This is a genomic window from Pseudomonas atagonensis (assembly GCF_011369485.1).
GTDB classification, from domain to species: domain Bacteria; phylum Pseudomonadota; class Gammaproteobacteria; order Pseudomonadales; family Pseudomonadaceae; genus Aquipseudomonas; species Aquipseudomonas atagonensis.
Map to the genome: position 1 here is coordinate 1 of NZ_VXCA01000030.1, position 18,417 is coordinate 18,417.

General features: G+C 58.0%; 19 protein-coding genes. 10 read left to right on the plus strand and 9 right to left on the minus strand.

Features of this window, described 5'->3' with window-relative positions:
- Positions 1-187: 187 nt before the first annotated feature.
- Positions 188-1,387 (minus strand): tyrosine--tRNA ligase, encoded by a 1,200-nt coding sequence (tyrS, locus tag F2P67_RS21055; protein ID WP_166223199.1) that lies wholly within the window; start codon positions 1,385-1,387, stop codon positions 188-190.
- Between the two features lie 212 nt (positions 1,388-1,599).
- Here tyrS and F2P67_RS21060 point away from each other — a divergent pair, with 212 nt between their 5' ends.
- Together F2P67_RS21060 and F2P67_RS21065 are read left to right on the plus strand one after the other, a co-directional pair.
- Complete coding sequence (locus tag F2P67_RS21060) at positions 1,600-3,024, plus strand: peptidoglycan DD-metalloendopeptidase family protein (RefSeq protein ID WP_166223202.1); 1,425 nt, start codon at positions 1,600-1,602, stop codon at positions 3,022-3,024.
- A gap of 3 nt (positions 3,025-3,027) precedes the next feature.
- Positions 3,028-4,119 (plus strand): anhydro-N-acetylmuramic acid kinase, encoded by a 1,092-nt coding sequence (locus F2P67_RS21065; protein WP_166223205.1) that lies wholly within the window; start codon positions 3,028-3,030, stop codon positions 4,117-4,119.
- A gap of 74 nt (positions 4,120-4,193) precedes the next feature.
- On the opposite strand, the gene erpA is transcribed toward F2P67_RS21065, so the two are convergent.
- Positions 4,194-4,544, minus strand: coding sequence for an iron-sulfur cluster insertion protein ErpA (erpA, locus tag F2P67_RS21070; protein ID WP_003228776.1), 351 nt, complete (start codon positions 4,542-4,544; stop codon positions 4,194-4,196).
- A gap of 168 nt (positions 4,545-4,712) precedes the next feature.
- Entirely contained in the window at positions 4,713-5,747 is a 1,035-nt protein-coding gene (gene argC, locus F2P67_RS21075; protein WP_166223208.1) for an N-acetyl-gamma-glutamyl-phosphate reductase, read from the minus strand.
- Between the two features lie 135 nt (positions 5,748-5,882).
- Between argC and hemJ the strand changes: the two genes are divergently transcribed.
- The 6 genes from hemJ to coq7 all read left to right on the plus strand — a co-directional run bounded on the left by hemJ (position 5,883) and on the right by coq7 (position 10,362).
- The gene (hemJ, locus tag F2P67_RS21080) at positions 5,883-6,311 is read left to right on the plus strand and encodes a protoporphyrinogen oxidase HemJ (RefSeq protein WP_166223211.1); all 429 of its coding nucleotides are present in this window, start codon (positions 5,883-5,885) and stop codon (positions 6,309-6,311) included.
- A 33-nt stretch (positions 6,312-6,344) separates the two neighbouring features.
- The gene (locus F2P67_RS21085; RefSeq protein ID WP_166223214.1) at positions 6,345-7,313 is read left to right on the plus strand and encodes an NAD(P)H-dependent flavin oxidoreductase; all 969 of its coding nucleotides are present in this window, start codon (positions 6,345-6,347) and stop codon (positions 7,311-7,313) included.
- Between the two features lie 78 nt (positions 7,314-7,391).
- Positions 7,392-8,342, plus strand: a complete 951-nt coding sequence (locus F2P67_RS21090) for a DUF805 domain-containing protein (protein ID WP_166223217.1) — start codon at positions 7,392-7,394, stop codon at positions 8,340-8,342.
- Between the two features lie 61 nt (positions 8,343-8,403).
- Positions 8,404-9,192, plus strand: coding sequence for an SDR family NAD(P)-dependent oxidoreductase (locus F2P67_RS21095; RefSeq protein ID WP_166223219.1), 789 nt, complete (start codon positions 8,404-8,406; stop codon positions 9,190-9,192).
- Positions 9,193-9,272: 80 nt separating this feature from the next.
- A complete protein-coding gene (locus tag F2P67_RS21100; RefSeq protein WP_003228789.1) occupies positions 9,273-9,611 on the plus strand; it encodes a histidine triad nucleotide-binding protein in 339 nt (112 codons plus the stop codon).
- A 103-nt stretch (positions 9,612-9,714) separates the two neighbouring features.
- Positions 9,715-10,362 (plus strand): 2-polyprenyl-3-methyl-6-methoxy-1,4-benzoquinone monooxygenase, encoded by a 648-nt coding sequence (gene coq7 / locus F2P67_RS21105; protein ID WP_166223222.1) that lies wholly within the window; start codon positions 9,715-9,717, stop codon positions 10,360-10,362.
- Between the two features lie 105 nt (positions 10,363-10,467).
- Here the strand turns inward: coq7 and speD are convergent, their stop codons facing one another.
- The gene (speD, locus tag F2P67_RS21110; RefSeq protein WP_016983471.1) at positions 10,468-11,262 is read right to left on the minus strand and encodes an adenosylmethionine decarboxylase; all 795 of its coding nucleotides are present in this window, start codon (positions 11,260-11,262) and stop codon (positions 10,468-10,470) included.
- Positions 11,263-11,499: 237 nt separating this feature from the next.
- Positions 11,500-11,922, minus strand: a complete 423-nt coding sequence (locus tag F2P67_RS21115) for an OsmC family protein (RefSeq protein ID WP_003228794.1) — start codon at positions 11,920-11,922, stop codon at positions 11,500-11,502.
- A 237-nt stretch (positions 11,923-12,159) separates the two neighbouring features.
- On the opposite strand from F2P67_RS21115, the gene crp reads away from it, so the two are divergent.
- Complete coding sequence (crp, locus tag F2P67_RS21120) at positions 12,160-12,804, plus strand: cAMP-activated global transcriptional regulator CRP (RefSeq protein ID WP_053124359.1); 645 nt, start codon at positions 12,160-12,162, stop codon at positions 12,802-12,804.
- A gap of 10 nt (positions 12,805-12,814) precedes the next feature.
- Here crp and F2P67_RS21125 read toward each other — a convergent pair whose 3' ends face one another.
- From F2P67_RS21125 to F2P67_RS21140, 4 genes are all read right to left on the minus strand, one after another.
- Positions 12,815-13,513, minus strand: a complete 699-nt coding sequence (locus F2P67_RS21125) for a lipoate--protein ligase family protein (RefSeq protein WP_166223225.1) — start codon at positions 13,511-13,513, stop codon at positions 12,815-12,817.
- A gap of 97 nt (positions 13,514-13,610) precedes the next feature.
- Positions 13,611-14,447, minus strand: a complete 837-nt coding sequence (gene trpC / locus F2P67_RS21130) for an indole-3-glycerol phosphate synthase TrpC (protein WP_166223228.1) — start codon at positions 14,445-14,447, stop codon at positions 13,611-13,613.
- Positions 14,444-15,493 carry an anthranilate phosphoribosyltransferase gene (gene trpD / locus F2P67_RS21135; RefSeq protein WP_103304391.1) on the minus strand — a complete coding sequence of 350 codons (1,050 nt, stop codon included), beginning with the start codon at positions 15,491-15,493 and terminating at the stop codon, positions 14,444-14,446. The genes trpC and trpD overlap by 4 nt, the downstream gene beginning before the upstream one ends.
- Before the next feature lie 9 nt (positions 15,494-15,502).
- Positions 15,503-16,096 (minus strand): aminodeoxychorismate/anthranilate synthase component II, encoded by a 594-nt coding sequence (locus F2P67_RS21140; RefSeq protein WP_166223231.1) that lies wholly within the window; start codon positions 16,094-16,096, stop codon positions 15,503-15,505.
- 407 nt (positions 16,097-16,503) lie between these two features.
- Between F2P67_RS21140 and estP the strand changes: the two genes are divergently transcribed.
- Entirely contained in the window at positions 16,504-18,414 is a 1,911-nt protein-coding gene (gene estP, locus F2P67_RS21145) for an esterase EstP (RefSeq protein WP_166223234.1), read from the plus strand.
- Positions 18,415-18,417: the final 3 nt, after the last annotated feature.

Sequence of the window (18,417 nt, forward strand, 5' to 3'; positions counted from 1 at the left end):
TTCTACAGCGTTACACGCTGTTGTCAACACCTCTTTTTCAACTTCCTTTTGGCTTCGATGAACTGAAGCACTTACCGCCGAAACCTACATAACTCATTGAATCTCAAGGAGTTTTCCGTTTCGACTGCGCCGGAAGTGGGGCGAATTATAGACATCTGAAATTCGCCGTCAACACTTATTTTCGATATCACTCAGATTTCAGCGTGATACGCGCAAATGCCTTCTTGCCGGCCTGACAAACGTGGGTTGCGCCCAGTACATATATAAAGGAGCGGTCAACCACCTCACCATCTACACGCACGCCGCCAGCCGCCAACAGATCACGAGCCGCCGCCGAGTTCTTCACCAGACCCGCCTTATTAAGGACAGCAGCAATCGGCATATCCTCAGCGGAGGCCAACTCGATCTCCGGCAGATCATCCGGCAACTCACCATCCTTCATACGGTTACCCGCACCTCGGTGAGCATTCGCCGCTGCTTCTTCACCGTGGAAACGCGCAACGATCTCTTCAGCCAGCTTGATCTTGATATCACGCGGATTGGCACCCGCCTCTACATCAGCACGGAAAGCATTGATCTCATCCATCGAACGGAAACTGAGCAATTCGAAGTAACGCCACATCAGCGCATCCGGAATAGAAACCAGCTTGCTATACATGACGCCCGGCGCTTCCTGAATACCAACATAGTTGCCCAACGACTTGGACATCTTCTTCACGCCATCCAGACCTTCAAGCAACGGCATGGTCAGGATGCATTGAGCCTCTTGACCGTAACCACGCTGCAGCTCACGCCCCATCAGCAAGTTGAACTTCTGGTCAGTACCACCTAACTCGACATCCGCGCGCAGAGCGACCGAGTCATAACCCTGAACCAGCGGGTAAAGGAACTCGTGAATAGCGATAGGTTGATTGGTGGTGTAGCGCTTGTCGAAATCGTCGCGCTCGAGCATTCGAGCGACGGTGTATTGCGAGGTCAGGCGAATGAAGTCCGCCGGCCCCATCTGATCCATCCAGGTGGAGTTGAATGCGACTTCGGTTTTTGCCGGATCAAGAATTTTGAAGACCTGAGTTTTATACGTCTCAGCGTTCTCCAGAACCTGCTCACGAGTCAGCGGCGGGCGAGTGGCGCTCTTGCCGCTCGGATCACCGATCATCCCGGTGAAATCACCTATAAGGAAGATCACCTGATGCCCCAGCTCCTGGAACTGGCGCAGCTTATTAATAAGGACAGTGTGACCAAGGTGCAGATCCGGAGCAGTTGGATCGAAACCAGCCTTAATACGCAGCGGTTGGCCGCGCTTGAGCTTCTCGATCAGCTCGGACTCGACCAATAGTTCTTCCGCACCACGTTTAATCAGCGCTAGCTGCTCTTCAACCGACTTCATAACAGACCCGCAAGGCTCAGATTCAAAGGGAACCAACCATACAAGATCGCGCACCAATTACAAGTTTTGCCCGGCGCACGGACACCAATCCACAGACGCACTGTCTGTAGACTTGCTTCAGAGATGATTTGGTTATATTTTATACAGTTATTTCATCTTCATCATGTCATTCATCTTTTCCAATTCATCATTTTTCAAAGTCAAAATTACTTATGACCACTGAACCGTCTAAAGCGCCACCGCTTTACCCGAAGACCCACCTGCTCGCTGCAAGTGGAATCGCCGCCCTACTCAGCCTGGCGCTCCTGGTATTTCCTTCCAGTGATGTTGAAGCCAAAAAGACGACCCTGAGCCTTGAACTGGAAAGTCCTGCTGAACAACTGACACAAGATCAAGACGCTGCTGACACGGCTCAAGCCACAAATGAGCCCGTAACCTCCCCCTTTGCACAGATAGAAAACAGCGACGAAACCACTTCGCAAACGGCTGAAGCCGCTCCTGCGCCAGCACCCGTCGCGGAAAAACCAAAAGCCCCTGGTCATCGAGAAGTCGTTGTCGCAAAAGGCGATACGCTCTCTACGCTGTTTGAAAAGGTAGGTTTGCCGGCCGCAGCCGTGCATGAAATTCTGGCCAGCGACAAGCAGGCCAAGCAGTTCAGCCAGCTCAAGCACGGCCAGAAACTCGAGTTCGAACTCAACCCGGAAGGTCAACTAACCAGCCTGCACAGCAAGGTCAGTGACGTTGAAACCATCACCCTGACCAAGAATGACAAGGGTTATGCCTTCAATCGCGTCACTGCAAAACCAACCGTTCGCACCGCTTACGTCCATGGCGTCATCAACAGTTCGCTGTCGCAATCCGCAGCCCGCGCAGGCTTGTCCCACAGCTTGACTATGGATATGGCCAGCGTGTTCGGCTATGACGTCGACTTCGCCCAGGACATCCGTCAAGGCGATGAATTCGACGTCATCTACGAGCAGAAAGTGGTCAACGGCAAGGCTGTCGGCAATGGCCCGATCCTCTCCGCGCGTTTCACCAACCGCGGCAAGACTTACACCGCGGTGCGTTACACCAACAAACAGGGCAACAGCAGCTACTACACCGCTGATGGCAACAGCATGCGCAAGGCATTCATCCGTACGCCGGTGGATTTCGCCCGCATCAGCTCCAAGTTCTCCATGGGCCGCAAACACCCTATCCTGAACAAGATCCGCGCTCACAAGGGCGTCGATTACGCAGCCCCACGCGGTACGCCAATCAAGGCAGCCGGTGACGGTAAAGTACTGCTCGCCGGCCGCCGTGGTGGCTACGGCAACACCGTAATCATTCAACACGGCAATACTTATCGCACCCTATACGGTCACATGCAGGGTTTCGCCAAAGGCGTGAAAACCGGTGGCACCGTGAAGCAGGGTCAGGTGATTGGCTACATCGGCACTACCGGCCTATCGACCGGCCCTCACTTGCACTACGAGTTCCAGGTCAACGGCGTGCACGTCGATCCGCTGGGTCAGAAGCTGCCAATGGCCGATCCGATTGCCAAAGCCGAACGGGCGCGTTTCCTCGCCCAGAGCCAGCCGCTGATGGCGCGCATGGATCAAGAGAAGGCCACCATGCTTGCCTCGAGCAAACGTTAAGCGATGGCCCTGTATATCGGCGTGATGTCCGGAACCAGCCTCGACGGTCTGGACATTGCCCTGATCGAGCAGACTTCGGCGATCAAACTGATCGCCACGCACTACATCCCCATGCCTGAATCGCTGCGCACCGAGTTCCTTGGCTTGTGCGCCAGCGGCCCCGACGAAATCGCCCGATCGGCAATTGTGCAGCAGCACTGGGTGCAACTTGCCGCTCAGGGCATTCACACTCTTCTCGAACAGCAGCAGCTCAAACCTCAAAACATCCGCGCAATCGGCAGTCACGGCCAGACCATCCGCCATGAGCCCGCGCGCGGTTTTACGGTACAGATTGGCAACCCTGCTCTGCTGACCGAGCTGACGGGCATTACCGTCGTCAGTGACTTCCGCAGTCGAGACGTCGCTGCCGGTGGCCAAGGCGCACCTCTGGTGCCAGCCTTCCATGAAGCTTTGTTCGAAGAGCGTACCGGCAATCAGGCGGTCTTGAATGTCGGCGGTTTCAGCAATCTGAGTCTGATAGAGCCGACCAGGCCTGTAGCCGGTTTCGACTGCGGCCCAGGGAATGTTCTGATGGATGCCTGGATTAAGCAGCAGCGCGGCGAAAACTACGATCGCAATGGTGACTGGGCAGCCAGCGGTAAGGTGGAGCCGACGCTACTCGGAGCACTGCTCAGCGACCCATTCTTCGCCACCAAAGGCCCGAAGAGTACCGGCCGGGAGGTGTTCAACCTGCCATGGCTGGAGCAGCACCTTTCACGGCTGCCGACTTTCGCCGCAGAAAACGTACAGGCAACACTGCTCGAGCTGACGGCGTTGACTATCGTCGAGTCGCTGCAAAGTGCCCAAAGCGATACTCAGGAACTACTGGTCTGCGGCGGCGGCGCGCACAACGCCACACTGATGAAGCGCCTTGCCGACTTGCTACCGGGCACCACCGTCGCCAGCACTGCCACCCACGGCGTAGATCCTGACTGGGTCGAAGCGATGGCCTTTGCCTGGCTAGCCCATTGCTGCCTCGAAGGTATCGCTGCCAACCGGCCAAGCGTTACCGGCGCCAAAGGCCTGCGCGTACTCGGCGCCATCTATCCCAACTGAGCGAAATGCTGGCAAAAAAAACGCCGTAGAACCGTGAGGCTCTGCGGCGTTTTGTTATGTGCAGCGAAGTGCAATCAGATCGAGAACGAAGACCCGCAACCACAAGTCGTGGTGGCGTTCGGGTTCTTGATCACGAAGCGCGAACCTTCCAGACCTTCCTGGTAGTCCACTTCGGCACCCGCCAGGTATTGGAAACTCATCGGATCAACTACCAGACTCACGCCTTCGCGCTCGACAATGGTGTCATCCTCGGCCACATCTTCATCGAAGGTGAAACCGTACTGAAACCCTGAACAACCGCCACCCGTAACAAATACGCGCAGCTTCAAGCGATCATTCCCCTCTTCATCGACCAGGCTCTTCACCTTGTGCGCAGCACCTTGAGTGAATTGCAAAGCCGTGGGGGTGAAGGATTCGACGCTCATGCTGACTATCTCCCGGCGTTACGCCGCCATAATGCGTGATGACGCGCATTATCCGCTTGTCCTAGAAAATCGGTCAACTATTGTTACGGTATATCAATAAAGCCGATCAACTCCTCAGAATGCAAAAAGGCCCATTTGACGGGCCTTTTTGCTGTGCTCGATAAAGTGTTACGGCAGCATACCGGCGTGGGACAGGCCGAAACGCTCATCCAGCCCGAACAGGATGTTCATGTTCTGCACAGCCTGACCCGAGGCACCTTTGACCAGATTGTCGATCACCGACAGCACCACCACCAGATCACCATCCTGCGGACGGTGAACCGCGATACGGCAGACGTTGGCGCCACGCACGCTACGGGTTTCCGGATGGCTTCCGGCTGGCATCACGTCGACGAACGGTTCGTTGGCATAGCGCTTTTCGAACAGTGCCTGCAAATCCACCGAACGATCGACCACAGTCGCGTAAAGCGTCGAGTGAATACCGCGAATCATCGGTGTCAGGTGCGGAACGAAGGTCAGACCAACATCCTTGCCCGCGGCGCGACGCAGGCCCTGACGAATTTCCGGCAGATGACGGTGACCTTTTACCGCATAAGCCTTCATGCTTTCCGACGTCTCGGAGTACAGCGACCCTACAGCCGCACCGCGACCGGCACCACTGACACCGGATTTGCAGTCGGCAATCAGGCGCGATGCATCGGCCAGACCTGCCTCAAGCAAAGGCAGGAAACCCAGCTGAGTCGCAGTTGGATAGCACCCCGGCACGGCGATCAGGCGCGCTTTTTTGATTTGCTCGCGATTGACTTCAGGCAGACCGTAAACCGCTTCATCCAGCAGCTCCGGCGCACCATGCGGCTGGCCATACCACTTGGCCCATTCTTCAGCGTCCTGCAGGCGGAAGTCGGCCGACAGGTCGATGACCTTGGTGCCCGCCGCCAGCAGCTCGCCTGCCAATGCGTGGGCAACACCGTGCGGCGTAGCAAAGAACACCACATCGCAATCACCCAGGGTTTTGATATCCGGCACGCTGAACGCCAGACCGTCGTAGTGACCGCGCAGGTTCGGGTACATGTCAGCCACGGCCAGACCGGCCTCGGATCGGGAAGTGATCACTACCACTTCTGCCTGCGGATGCTGTGCCAACAGACGCAGCAGTTCGACACCGGTGTAACCCGTGCCGCCGACGATACCGACCTTGACCATAAACCTGCCCTCAACGAACCCACTGGAAAGCCGTCGATAATAGGGGCCGCGCGCCCCTGCGACAACCGTCAAGGTGACGTGCGGACGCTCAAGCCTCTACTATCCCGGCTACCGTGAACCTGGGAATAACCAAAAATGCTCTATCTGTGGATCAAAGCGCTACATATCGTCAGCATCGTGTGCTGGTTTGCCGGCCTCTTCTATCTTCCGCGACTGTTCGTTTATCACGCGCAAAGTGAGGACACGATCAGCAAAGAACGCTTCAGCGTCATGGAGCGCAAGCTCTATCGCGGCATCATGGGGCCGGCGATGATCGCCACACTGATCTTCGGTGGTTGGCTGGTCTATCTCAACCCGGGCATCTTCAGCATGGGTGGCTGGATCCACGCCAAGTTGACCCTGGTGGTTCTGTTGATCGGCTATCACCACATGTGCGGCGCACAGGTAAAACGTTTTGCCCGTGGCGAGAACACCCGCAGCCATGTCTTTTATCGCTGGTTCAATGAAGTGCCGGTTCTGATATTGCTGGCTATCGTAATTTTGGTCGTGGTCAAGCCGTTCTAACTTCAACAAGTACAGATATTTGGGGTGTTCACAATGTCGCTGCCCGCTCTGCTCGAACAACGTCTGCGTCTGCCTGTGGTGGCGGCGCCGATGTTCCTGATTTCCAATCCGGAACTGGTGCTCGCCTGCTGTCGAAACGGCGTGGTCGGCAGCTTCCCGGCGTTGAACCAGCGTGACAGCAGCGGGTTCAAAGCCTGGCTGGAACAGATCGAGGCGGGACTCGCGACACTGGACAACCCGGCGCCTTACGCGGTGAACCTGATTGTGCACAACAGCAACCCGCGCTTGCAGGCGGATCTGAATATCTGCGTCGAACATAAGGTTCCGGTCGTCATCACCAGCCTCGGCGCGGTGAAGGAACTGGTCGACGCGGTGCACAGCTATGGCGGCCTGGTCTTCCACGACGTCACTACCCGCCGGCATGCCGAAAAGGCTGCCGAGGCTGGCGTTGATGGTTTGATCGCGGTGGCGGCTGGCGCCGGGGGCCATGCCGGCACCTGGAGCCCGTTCGCACTGATTGCCGAGATCCGCGAGTTCTTCGACAAGACGCTGTTGCTTGCAGGATGTTTGAACCATGGCCATGAGATTCTGGCCGCACAAATGCTCGGTGCGGATTTGGCCTACTTTGGTACGCGTTTTATCGGCACCACGGAAAGTCATGCGCCTGACGCCTACAAGGAGATGCTGCTGACAGCCAAGGCCGCGGACATCATCCATACTCCAGCGGTGTCGGGAGTTCCGGCGAGTTTCATGCGCCAAAGCCTGCAGGCCGCCGGTTTCGATCTGGCCGCGCTGCAGGGCAAGGGCGAAGTCAATTTTGGCGAAAAACTCAAACCGATAAACGACGAAGCCAAGGCCTGGAAAACCGTGTGGTCGGCAGGTCAGGGCGTTGGGCAAATCGATGATCTGCCGAGTGTGGATCAACTGATCGCGCGTCTCGACGGCGAGTATCGCCAGGCTCAAGAGCGCACGCGGCAATTGTCGACCCGCTGGCCCCGCTGAAAAAACCAGGCCAGTCACTCCGCGACCGGCCTTACACTGACGACTTTTCAATCTACTCGCGACAAGGATGCCTCGGCCATGAGCGAACCCCGTTACAAGATCGTTTTCAACGGTGCTCTACAGCCCGGTGTCGATATCACCACGGCCAAACTCAATCTGGCGGATCTGTTCAAAAGCGATGTGGCTGGCATTGAGCGATTGTTCAATGGCCGAATCGTAGCCCTCAAACGCGACCTGTCCCACAGCGATGCGCAGACTTATCTGCAGGCATTGAACAAAACCGGGATCGACGCGCGAATCGAGACCGAAACCGCCATCGAACTGAACCTGTCGGACGTCCACGAGCACGCCCCCGTCGTGGCGGAGCCGGATTCTCCGTACGCGCCACCACGCGCCAGCGTCGGCGAAAGCCTGCCGGCCTTTGCCACACTCAAGCCGTTCGGCGTCGAAGGACGGATCGGCCGTTTGCGTTTTCTGGCGTGGACGATGGTGCTGAGCCTGGTCACTCTGCCCGTGGTCGGCATATTTGCCCTGGTCGCCTTGGGGCTGGTCAGCGGCGACTCCACCACCGGCCTGATCATTGGGGGAATCCTCGCGTTCTTCCTGTTTCTTGGCTTTGTCATCGTCAGCATTCTGTTCAGTGTTCAACGTCTGCATGACATCGGCTGGTCGGGCTGGTTGTGGCTGCTGAACCTTGTACCCTTCGTCGGCAGCTTCTTCCCGCTGGTGATCATGGTCGTGCCGGGCAACACCGGCGCCAACCGCTATGGCCCACCGCCGCCACCAAACAGCACGGCAGTCAAAGTCCTGTGTTCGTTGTGGATCGTGTTCTTCGCGCTGATATTCGCAGGGGGCATGCTCGGCGGGATCTCGGCCATTCAGCAAGAATACGAAAGCAATCTGGAAAGCAGTTACGAAAGCGGCTCGGTAACCACCGATGAAATCGAAGTCGAAGTCGAACCGGCGGCGAATTCCGCCGAGGATGCAGCCGAAGCGGCGCAGCCCCCTGTAGACTCTGCAAAAGAATGAACAGCGCTCCCCGCCGTGACACCCGCGTCGTCGGCGCGGAGCTGTTGCGATGGAGAATTGCATGACCCGTTACGCTCTGATCACTGGCGCCTCCAGCGGCATTGGCCTGGCCATGTCCGAAGCGCTGGCACGGCGCGGCCGCAGCCTGATTCTGGTAGCACGACAGCGTGATCAGCTGGAAAGTATCGCAATCGAACTGACCCAACGCTTCGGCGTGGAAGTGTTGTTCCGTGCCTGCGACCTGGGCGAACCATTACGCCTGTCCGGCTTCCTCCTTGAGCTGGAAGAAGGCGACCGGCAGATTGATTTGCTGGTGAATTGCGCCGGCATAGGCACTTGTGGCCCGTTCCTCGCGCAGGACTGGATGACCGAGCAGGATCTGATCGAAGTCAACATTCTCGCCCTCACCCGTCTGTGCCACGCAATCGGCAACAGCATGGCGTTGCAGGGTGGCGGACAAATACTCAATGTTGCCTCGATGGCGGCGTTCAATCCCGGCCCGTGGATGAGTACTTATTACGCCAGCAAGGCTTACGTGCTGCATTTTTCCGAAGCCCTGCGGGTTGAGCTCAAACAGAGCGCGGTTAAGGTATCGGTGCTCTGCCCCGGCCCGACCCGTACTGCCTTTTTCCGCACGGCGCAGTTGAACAGCGACAAGCTCAAGGACAGCAAACTGCTGATGAGCCCCGAGGAAGTCGCGCTGTACACCGTGCGCGCGCTGGAGAAAAATCGCGCGATCATCATTCCGGGACGGCGCAACCGCTGGTTTGCGTTCCTGCCGCGACTGGGTTCGCGCTGGCTCAACCGCACCATCGTCGGCATGGTCAACAAGGCTTACTGCCCGCGCTGAACCGTCCTACAGCAAAACACTGGGCGGGTTCATTCCCCATGAGTACACTCAGACCAGCCCAAACAACGGAGAAAACAGCAGTGGATACTCTGTTCACCAAGATCATCAACCGGGAAATTCCGGCCAAGATCATTTACGAGGACGACCAGGTTCTGGCGTTCCACGATATCGCTCCCCAGGCACCGGTGCATTTTCTGGTGATCCCGAAGAAACCGGTGCGCACCCTCAATGACCTGACCGAAGACGACAAGGCGTTGGCCGGGCATATCCTGTTCACCGCGCAGCGTCTGGCACTGGAACTGGGCTGCGAAGAAGGTTTCCGGGTGGTGATGAACTGCAATGAAAAGGGTGGGCAGACCGTCTATCACATCCACATGCATGTACTCGGTCAGCGTCAGATGAACTGGCCGCCGGGCTGATTCACGGCAAAACGTGCGGGAGCCCCGCTCCCGCATGACCCAGCGCAAACCTTCCCCGGCCGATTCGGTTAAACTGGCCGCCGAGATTCTTCCGGAGGTCAGCATGACTACCCAACGTCACTACTCGCCGATTGACCGCCTTCTGCTGCAAGCCGATGCCGCGATGCGTACCTTGCTGCCCTTCAGTGGCCAGCCATATCGTCCGTCGCCGGCCATTGTGCAGCCTGAAGTGCAAATGAGCGACGAAGACACCCGCCACGTCGCCGGCCTGATGCGCATCAACCATACCGGTGAAGTCTGCGCCCAGGCGTTGTACCAGGGGCAGGCACTGACCGCCAAACTGCCGCAGGTGCGCGAGGCCATGGAACACGCCGCCGAAGAAGAGATCGATCATCTGGTCTGGTGCGAGCAGCGCATTCATCAGCTGGGCAGCCACACCAGCGTGTTGAATCCGCTGTTCTACGGGATGTCGTTCGGAATCGGCGCGGTTGCCGGGCTGATCAGCGACAAGGTCAGCCTGGGGTTTGTCGCGGCGACCGAGCATCAGGTGTGCAAACACTTGAACGAACATCTGGAGCAATTGCCGGCTGAGGACGAAAAGTCCCGGGCGATTCTGGAGCAGATGCGCATTGATGAAGAACATCACGCGGAAAGTGCGCTGGAGGCTGGTGGTTTCCGCTTTCCGGCACCGGTGAAGTTCGGGATGAGCCTGTTGGCGAAGGTGATGACCAAAAGTACTTACCGGATCTGAGATCCGTGTTGCCGCAGAAAGCCTTCTAGTGAGAAAGCCCGCAGGCTTTCACAACAGAAATGAAAAAGGCGACCGAGAGGTCGCCTTTTTTTGTGCCCGGGAATCTTACGTCGGCATGTTGCGCGCGTAGAAGATTTCCAGCATTTCGTGCTTCACACGATCAGTCACCTGAGCACGTTGCTCCGGGGACAGGTTGCTGGTGGCGTCGCCGAACAGGTAGTTATCCAGTTCGAAGTTCTTCAGCAGCATTTTTGTGTGGAACAGGTTTTCCTGATACACGTTCACGTCGGTCATCTGATACGCGTCGCGGGTGTCTTCGGAGAGGTAGTTCTGGATCGAGTTGATCTCGTGGTCGATGAAGTGCTTGTTGCCTTCAACGTCACGGGTAAAGCCGCGCACACGATAATCCACAGTCACGATGTCCGAATCGAACTGGTGAATGAGGAAGTTGAGCGCTTTCAGCGGTGAAATCACACCACAGGTCGACACGTCGATGTCCACACGGAAGGTTGCAATACCGTCGTCCGGATGGATTTCCGGGTAGGTGTGCACCGTGATATGGCTCTTGTCGAGGTGGGCCAGGATAATTTCGGGCAACGGGCCCGGTGACTCTTCAATCTGGCTTTCAGTCGGGGTGACCGGCTCTTCAGAAATCAGAATCGTGACGCTGGCGCCCTGAGGTTCGTAGTCCTGACTGGCAATGTTCAGGATGTTGGCACCAATGATCTCGACAACCTCTGTGAGAATCTGCGTCAGGCGTTTCGCGTTGTACTCTTGATTGATGTACTCGACGTAAGCCTGCTGGTCTTGCGGGGTTTCCGCGTAGCAGATGTCATAGATGTTGAAGCTCAAGGTCTTTGTCAGGTTATTGAACCCGTGGAGCTTGAGTTTGCTTTTCACCGTTAAAAACTCTCTATGTATGCGGCACGGCCGCGTGATCAAGCATGCCCGTCAAGTGCGAACAACGCACCTGCGTAGGACGGTTAACACCTCTTCGCGATGGCGATTTTGGTTATCTGTTCAGGCGGCTGACCCATCGGTTGACCGATCACTGCCCTGAAAAAAGTGGCGCATTATGCAGACGTCAGCGGGGGATCGCCAGAGTCTGCACTGCTTTTATGATAGTTGAATGTCGGTTCAACCGAGTTCGACGATTTCGTAATCGTGGGTGATCGCCACGCCGGCTGCGCCCAGCATGATCGAGGCCGAGCAATACTTTTCGGCGGATAATTCGATGGCGCGTTTGACCTGGGCTTCTTTCAGACCCCGGCCCTTGACCACGAAGTGCATGTGAATCTTGGTAAACACCTTCGGATCTTCGGTCGCGCGCTCGGCTTCCAGGAAGGCTTCGCAGCTTTCAACGGCCTGACGCGACTTCTTCAGGATGCTGACCACATCGAAGTTGCTGCAACCGCCAACGCCCAGCAGGAGCATTTCCATCGGGCGGACACCCAGATTACGACCACCGGCGTCCGGCGGACCGTCCATGACCACGACATGACCGCTGCCGGATTCGCCGAGGAACATGGCTTCGCCAGCCCATTGGATGCGTGCCTTCATCGCCAAGACTCCACTGTAGAAAAAAGGGTCGCCAGCTTAGCACAGCGCCCCGGTCTGACAGCGAGCGACGATCCTAGGACAGTTGCCTCTGCAGCGTAGGTAATTTCTCGAATTTTCGACGAAGTGTCTGGTAAGCTGGCGCCAATTGGCTGGCGCCCATGCCAGCCGTGTAGCGACCGCCTTCAGCGCCTCATAAAAAAATCAAACATCACCGTGCAGTCTTTTCGGGATACAACCATGGTTGCTATTACCCCAACACCCAAAATCAAGAACCTCGACAAGCTGTTGATGCATTGCCAGCGCCGTCGCCATGCGGCCAAGAGCAACATCATTTGTGCCGGCGACCGCTCGGACACGCTGTACTTCATCATCAAGGGTTCGGTGACGATCCTGATCGAGGACGACGATGGTCGCGAGATGATCATCGCCTATCTCAACGCCGGTGATTTCTTCGGTGAACTGGGTCTGTTCGAACAGGCGGGCCAGGAGCAAGAGCGAAGCGCCTGGGTGCGAGCCAAGGTCGAGTGTGAAATTGCGGAAATCAGCTACACCAAGTTTCGCGAATTGTCCCAGCAGGATCCGGACATTCTTTACGTGCTCAGCGGACAAATCGCACAACGCTTGCGCAACACCACGCGCAAGGTGGGCGATCTGGCGTTTTTCGACGTGACCGGCCGAGTGGCGCGTTGCCTATTGGAACTGTGCAAGCAACCGGATGCGATGACCCATCCCGATGGCATGCAGATCAAGGTAACCCGCCAGGAAATCGGGCGAATTGTCGGTTGTTCCAGGGAGATGGTCGGTCGCGTGCTCAAGGATCTTGAGGAACGCAACCTTGTCGATGTGAAAGGCAAGACCATGGTGGTCTTCGGCACACGCTAAGCGGGAACAGTCAGGCGCTGTAGATCTGCGCCAGCATCAAACGAAACAACTCATCAAGACGCGCCAATGCCGTTGGCGCGGCAAACTTCTCGTGCAGCGCAATGTGGCTTTCGGCACGCACCCGCTGCTCCAGGCCACAGGCTTCGTTGAAGCGGTTGACCGCAGCGACCATCGATTCCCGCTCGTTATCCAACAGCATCGCACCGTGCACCAAGCCAACCGGACGCTGTCCGCCCTGACTTTGGCGCCAGCGCTGGGCCGTGCCGACCATCTTGCGACCGTCGAGATTGACGTTGAAACGTCCGTCGCAGAACGCGCCGTCGATTTCGCCCACCGATGAAACTCCGCCCAGCTCATCCAGCAGTTCACAGATCGGATCACACAGACGCCGGTAACCGGTTTCAATGCGGTTCAGATCACCTTCGCTGCGAGGTGGGGCGTAGACCAGTGCGATATTGAGGGTGGCCGCAGATTGCGGAACGGGTTCACCGCCGGTTTCGCGCAGCAGGACTGGCCAACCGGCAGCGGCAGAGACTTCGCAGGCGTGCTCGAAACCGGGCAGGCGATTGAGCCGGCGCGGCATGACCAGGGCGCGGTCGCTGGGCTGCCAGAACAACAGACCGAATTCGGCGTCGCCGCTGCAGATCGAGGCCAGTAGATCCTGTTCGGCTTGCAGCCCGGCTTCGATGGTCAGGGAGGTGGGGATCATAAGGTTTCCGTAGGACGATGAGTCTGAGGTGAATCTTATGCCGCCTTCACGGGCAAGCCCGCTCCCACAAGGGACGCGGGTGCCTGCAAAGACTTGATCAGTCGAGGGTCGAACCGCTCACCGGAACGCCACGCTCCGGGAAGAACAGACGCTGCAGCTCAGTGCCCGGGCTTTCCGCACGCATGAAGGCCTCGCCGACCAGGAACGCGTAAACGTCGCTGATTTCCATCAACTCGACGTCGGCCCGGTTGAGGATGCCGCTTTCGGTAATTACCAAACGATCACGCGGAATACGCGGCAACAAATCGAGGGTGGTTTCCAGGCTGACATCGAAGGTGTGCAGATTGCGGTTGTTGACCCCGACCAATGGCGTGTCGAGGGTTTTCAGTGCGCGTTCCAGCTCATCGCCGTCGTGCACTTCCACCAGCACGTCCAGGCCAACGCTTTTCGCCACTGACGCCAGCTCGGCCATTTTCACGTCATCCAGCGCGGAGACGATCAACAACACGCAGTCGGCGCCCAGCGCACGGGCTTCGACGATCTGGTACGGATCGATCATGAAATCCTTGCGGATCACCGGCAGTTTGCACGCGGCACGGGCCTGTTGCAGGTAAACGTCGGCGCCCTGGAAGTAGTCGATGTCGGTCAGCACGGACAGACAGGTCGCCCCGCCCTTCTCGTAGCTTTTGGCGATGTCGGCGGGCACGAAGTTCTCGCGGATCACGCCTTTGCTCGGCGACGCCTTTTTGATTTCAGCGATCACTGCCGGCTGCTTTTTCTTGGCCTGCGCCAGCAATGCCTGGGCAAAACCACGGGGTGCATCGGCCGCCTTGGCCAGACTTTCCAGCTCGCTCAGGCTGACGCGAGCGCTACGCTCGGCGACTTCCTGAACTTTGCGGGCCAGAATGTTTTCCAGAACCGTCGGTACACTCATCCCTCATTCTCCACTTTGAATACCGCGGTAAAGGCACCCAGCTCCTCGAGTTTTTCCCGAGCAAGCCCAGTGTGCAAAGCGTCGTGCGCAAGCTCCACGCCCTGTTTCAAACTGCTGGCCAGGTCGGCGGCGTACAACGCCGCACCGGCATTGAGCACAATCATTTCGGCGGCTTTCTGACCGTTTTCGGTTTTGCGCTTGCCGAGGGCATCGCGGATCAACGCCAGCGACGCTTCCGGGCCTTCGACCGACAGACCGTGCAGGCTCTGGCTTTTCATGCCCAAGTCTTCCGGCTCGACCCAATACTCGGTGATCTCGTTGTTCTTCAGCTCGGCGACAAAGGTCGGCGCGGCGAGACTGAACTCGTCCAGACCATCCTTCGAATGCACCACCAGCACATGCTTGCTGCCCAGACGCTGCAAGACTTCGGCCAGTGGCCGGCACAGAGCCTGAGTGAACACGCCTACCACCTGATGTTTCACACCGGCCGGATTCGTAAGCGGGCCGAGCATGTTGAACAACGTACGCAAGCCGAGATCGCGGCGCGGGCCGGCGGCATACTTCATGGCTTTGTGATGGGTCTGGGCGAACATGAAACCGATACCGACGTTGTCGATGCAACGAGCGACTTGAACCGGCGTCAGGTTCAGATAGATGCCGGCGGCTTCCAGCAGATCGGCACTGCCACTCTTGCCCGACACCGCACGGTTGCCATGCTTGGCCACGGTGCAACCGGCCGCTGCGACAACAAAGGAAGACGCGGTCGACACGTTGAAGATGTTCGCACCGTCACCACCGGTGCCGACCACATCGACTACACCGTCGAGGGTCTTGAGTTCGACCTGATCGGCCAGCTCACGCATCACCGACACGGCGCCGACGATTTCGTCGATGCTCTCGCTTTTCATGCGCATGGCCATCATGAACGCGCCGATCTGCGCGTCAGTGCATTGGCCGGTCATGATTTCGCGCATCACGTCGCGCATTTCATCGGTGCTGAGATCGAGGTGATCGACGATACGGCTCAGGGCTGTCTTGATATTCATGGGAAGTCCTTAGCGCGTGCCGCCGGTTTGTTTGAGGAAGTTGGCAAACAGTTCATGACCCTGTTCGGTCAGGATCGACTCGGGGTGGAACTGTACGCCCTCAATGTTCAGGGTCTTGTGACGCAGGCCCATGATTTCGTCGACGCTGCCGTCATCGTGTTGCGTCCACGCGGTCAGCTCCAGGCAATCGGGCAAAGTATCGTGCTTGACGATCAGCGAGTGGTAGCGGGTAACGGTCAGCGGATGATTCAGTCCCGCGAACACGCCCTTGTCCTCATGGAATACCGGGCTAGTCTTACCGTGCATCACTTGCCGGGCACGCACTACGTCACCGCCAAAGGCCTGGCCGATGGACTGGTGGCCGAGGCAGACGCCGAGGATCGGCAGCTTGCCGGCAAAGTGCTTGATGGCTTCGATGGAGACGCCAGCTTCGGTCGGAGTACATGGGCCTGGGGATACAACGATCCGCTCAGGGTTGAGCGCTTCGATTTCGGCGATGGTCAATTCGTCGTTGCGCACGACTTTGACTTCGGCACCCAACTCGCCGAGGTATTGCACAACGTTGTAAGTAAAGGAGTCGTAGTTGTCGATCATCAGCAACATGGCGTTTCGAACCTCTTGAATTCTGACTAGAAGACAGCCTTCAGGTGACTTGCCCGCAGGGCGCTGCACGATGTCGGACGCGCCAGTGGCGTCGGCAAAGCGGCATTTCAAACGGGCAAGGAAGGCAAAGCGATACAGATCCGGCGGAGCCGGCAGAAAAGATTCAGGCGCGCCAACGCCAGCGGGCGTGTGCCTTGATGACTTGATCCAGAAGTTTGCTGGTGATCAACACGGGGAAGGTCTCGTTCATACGTTCCGGCACAGTAACTTAGCTGGGCAGAGCGTGCAATATGGCGGGGCTTGCGGGAGATAAAACCGGGGGAGGATTCGCGACCGATGGCAAAACGCCGGAAGTTTTTGGTACTGTCGTTTCGTTCACCTACAACAATAAATAAACGGACTTGCTCATGATCAAACAGACGTTGTTTGTACCGCTCGCCAGTTGCCTGCTCGCACTGGCCTGCGCCCAGGCGAATGCTGCACCCAATCCTTACTCGAACTTCGTGGTCTTTGGCGACAGCCTCAGCGATGCCGGGACATTCACCGACAGCGGCGGCCCTGCCGGGTCGGGCACACGCTATACCAACCGCACCGGCCCGAACTATCAGAACGGCAGCGGTGAGTTCTACTCCCTGAACGCCACGCAACTGCTCGGCGGCCGCCTCGGATTCACTCCAGACCAGACCGCCGCGTCATCCTCCACCGTACGTCCCGACCAAGGCTTGCCGGACGGCAATAACTGGGCAGTGGGTGGCTATCGCACCGACCAGATTCTCGACTCGATCACTAGCCAGTCCGCCACCGGCGAACGCACCCGCACCGGTTATCTGCCTTCGAACGGTTTCCGGGCTGACCCGAATGCCCTGTATTACCTGACCGGGGGTGGCAATGACTTCCTGCAGGGCCGCGTCACCAGTATTCCTCAGGCGAATGCCGCCGCCGATCGCCTGGTCGACAGCGTACGCACGCTGCAAGGTGCAGGCGCCCGTTACATCATGGTCTGGCTGCTGCCGGACATCGGCCTGACCCCGGCCATCAACGGCTCACCGTTACAGGCCTTCACCTCGCAACTCAGCGCCCAGTTCAACACTGAACTGGTGAGCCAGTTGCAGGGCGTTAATGCCAACGTTATCCCGCTGAACGTTCCGGTACTGCTGAAAGAGGCGTTCGCCAATCCGGCGCAGTTCGGTCTGGCCACTGACCAGAACCTGGTCGGCACCTGCTTCAGCGGCAACAGCTGCACGGAAAACGCCCGGTACGGGATCAACAGTGCGACGCCGGATCCGACCAAGCTGATCTACAACGACGCAGTGCACCCTACCGAAGCCGGGCAACGCCTGATTGCCGACTACGCCTACTCGCTGCTGGCCGCGCCGTGGGAAGCGACTTTACTGCCGCAAATGGCGCAAGGCACCTTGCGCTCGCATCAGGATGAATTGCGCAACCAATGGCTGGCCGATTGGCAGAACTGGCAAGGCGTTGGCCAGTGGCGAGCCATTGTCGCCGGCGGTGGCCAGCATCAGGACTTCGACACCCAAGACAGCGGCGCCAGCGCCGACGGCAACGGCTACAACCTGAACATCGGCGGCAGCTATCGCCTCAACGAGGCCTGGCGCGTGGGTCTGGCGGCGGGTTTCTACAATCAGAAACTCGAAGCGGGCGATAACGACTCGGACTACAAGCTGAACACCTACATGGGCACTGCATTCGCTCAGTATCAGGAGAATCGCTGGTGGGGTGACGCGGCGGTGACCGCCGGACATCTGGACTACGACAGCCTGAAACGTAAATTCCAGTTGGGCGTCAACGAGCGCGGCGAGAAGGGTGACACCGATGGCTACGTTCTGGCGTTCAGCGGCCGGGTGGGTTACGACATCGCGCCTGAGGCGAGCAGCCCATGGCACCTGTCGCCTTTCGTCAGCGCGGATTTCGCCAAGGTTGAAGTCGATGGCTACTCGGAAAACGGCGCTGACTCGACCGCGCTGACCTTCGATGACCAGTCACGCATCTCCCGGCGTCTGGGCCTCGGGTTTCAGGGCAAATATCAGATCACTTCGCAAACCCAGGTGTTCGGCGAACTGGCTCACGAGCGTGAGTACAACGACGACACCCAGAATGTGACGATGAATCTCAACAGCCTGCCGAACAACCACTACACCCTGGCGGGCTACACCCCGCAGACCAACCTCAATCGCTTGAACCTGGGCGTGAGCCACAACCTCACCAAGGAACTGGCGTTGCGCGCCAGTTACAACATTCGCAAGGATGATGACTTTACCCAGCAAGGGATCAACGTTGGTGTAGCGCTGGATTTCTAAGCG

Excerpts from the sequence above, each read along its gene's own strand:
- argC (WP_166223208.1), bottom strand. The coding sequence starts at position 5,747 with ATGGTCAAGGTCGGTATCGTCGGCGGCACGGGTTACACCGGTGTCGAA.
- erpA (WP_003228776.1), bottom strand. The coding sequence starts at position 4,544 with ATGAGCGTCGAATCCTTCACCCCCACGGCTTTGCAATTCACTCAAGGT.
- tyrS (WP_166223199.1), bottom strand. The coding sequence starts at position 1,387 with ATGAAGTCGGTTGAAGAGCAGCTAGCGCTGATTAAACGTGGTGCGGAA.
- F2P67_RS21115 (WP_003228794.1), bottom strand. The coding sequence starts at position 11,922 with ATGAAGGCACGCATCCAATGGGCTGGCGAAGCCATGTTCCTCGGCGAA.
- trpD (WP_103304391.1), bottom strand. The coding sequence starts at position 15,493 with ATGAATATCAAGACAGCCCTGAGCCGTATCGTCGATCACCTCGATCTC.
- F2P67_RS21125 (WP_166223225.1), bottom strand. The coding sequence starts at position 13,513 with ATGATCCCCACCTCCCTGACCATCGAAGCCGGGCTGCAAGCCGAACAG.
- crp (WP_053124359.1), top strand. The coding sequence starts at position 12,160 with ATGGTTGCTATTACCCCAACACCCAAAATCAAGAACCTCGACAAGCTG.
- F2P67_RS21095 (WP_166223219.1), top strand. The coding sequence starts at position 8,404 with ATGACCCGTTACGCTCTGATCACTGGCGCCTCCAGCGGCATTGGCCTG.
- F2P67_RS21090 (WP_166223217.1), top strand. The coding sequence starts at position 7,392 with ATGAGCGAACCCCGTTACAAGATCGTTTTCAACGGTGCTCTACAGCCC.
- hemJ (WP_166223211.1), top strand. The coding sequence starts at position 5,883 with ATGCTCTATCTGTGGATCAAAGCGCTACATATCGTCAGCATCGTGTGC.
- estP (WP_166223234.1), top strand. The coding sequence starts at position 16,504 with ATGATCAAACAGACGTTGTTTGTACCGCTCGCCAGTTGCCTGCTCGCA.
- F2P67_RS21065 (WP_166223205.1), top strand. The coding sequence starts at position 3,028 with ATGGCCCTGTATATCGGCGTGATGTCCGGAACCAGCCTCGACGGTCTG.
- F2P67_RS21085 (WP_166223214.1), top strand. The coding sequence starts at position 6,345 with ATGTCGCTGCCCGCTCTGCTCGAACAACGTCTGCGTCTGCCTGTGGTG.
- F2P67_RS21060 (WP_166223202.1), top strand. The coding sequence starts at position 1,600 with ATGACCACTGAACCGTCTAAAGCGCCACCGCTTTACCCGAAGACCCAC.
- coq7 (WP_166223222.1), top strand. The coding sequence starts at position 9,715 with ATGACTACCCAACGTCACTACTCGCCGATTGACCGCCTTCTGCTGCAA.
- F2P67_RS21140 (WP_166223231.1), bottom strand. The coding sequence starts at position 16,096 with ATGTTGCTGATGATCGACAACTACGACTCCTTTACTTACAACGTTGTG.
- trpC (WP_166223228.1), bottom strand. The coding sequence starts at position 14,447 with ATGAGTGTACCGACGGTTCTGGAAAACATTCTGGCCCGCAAAGTTCAG.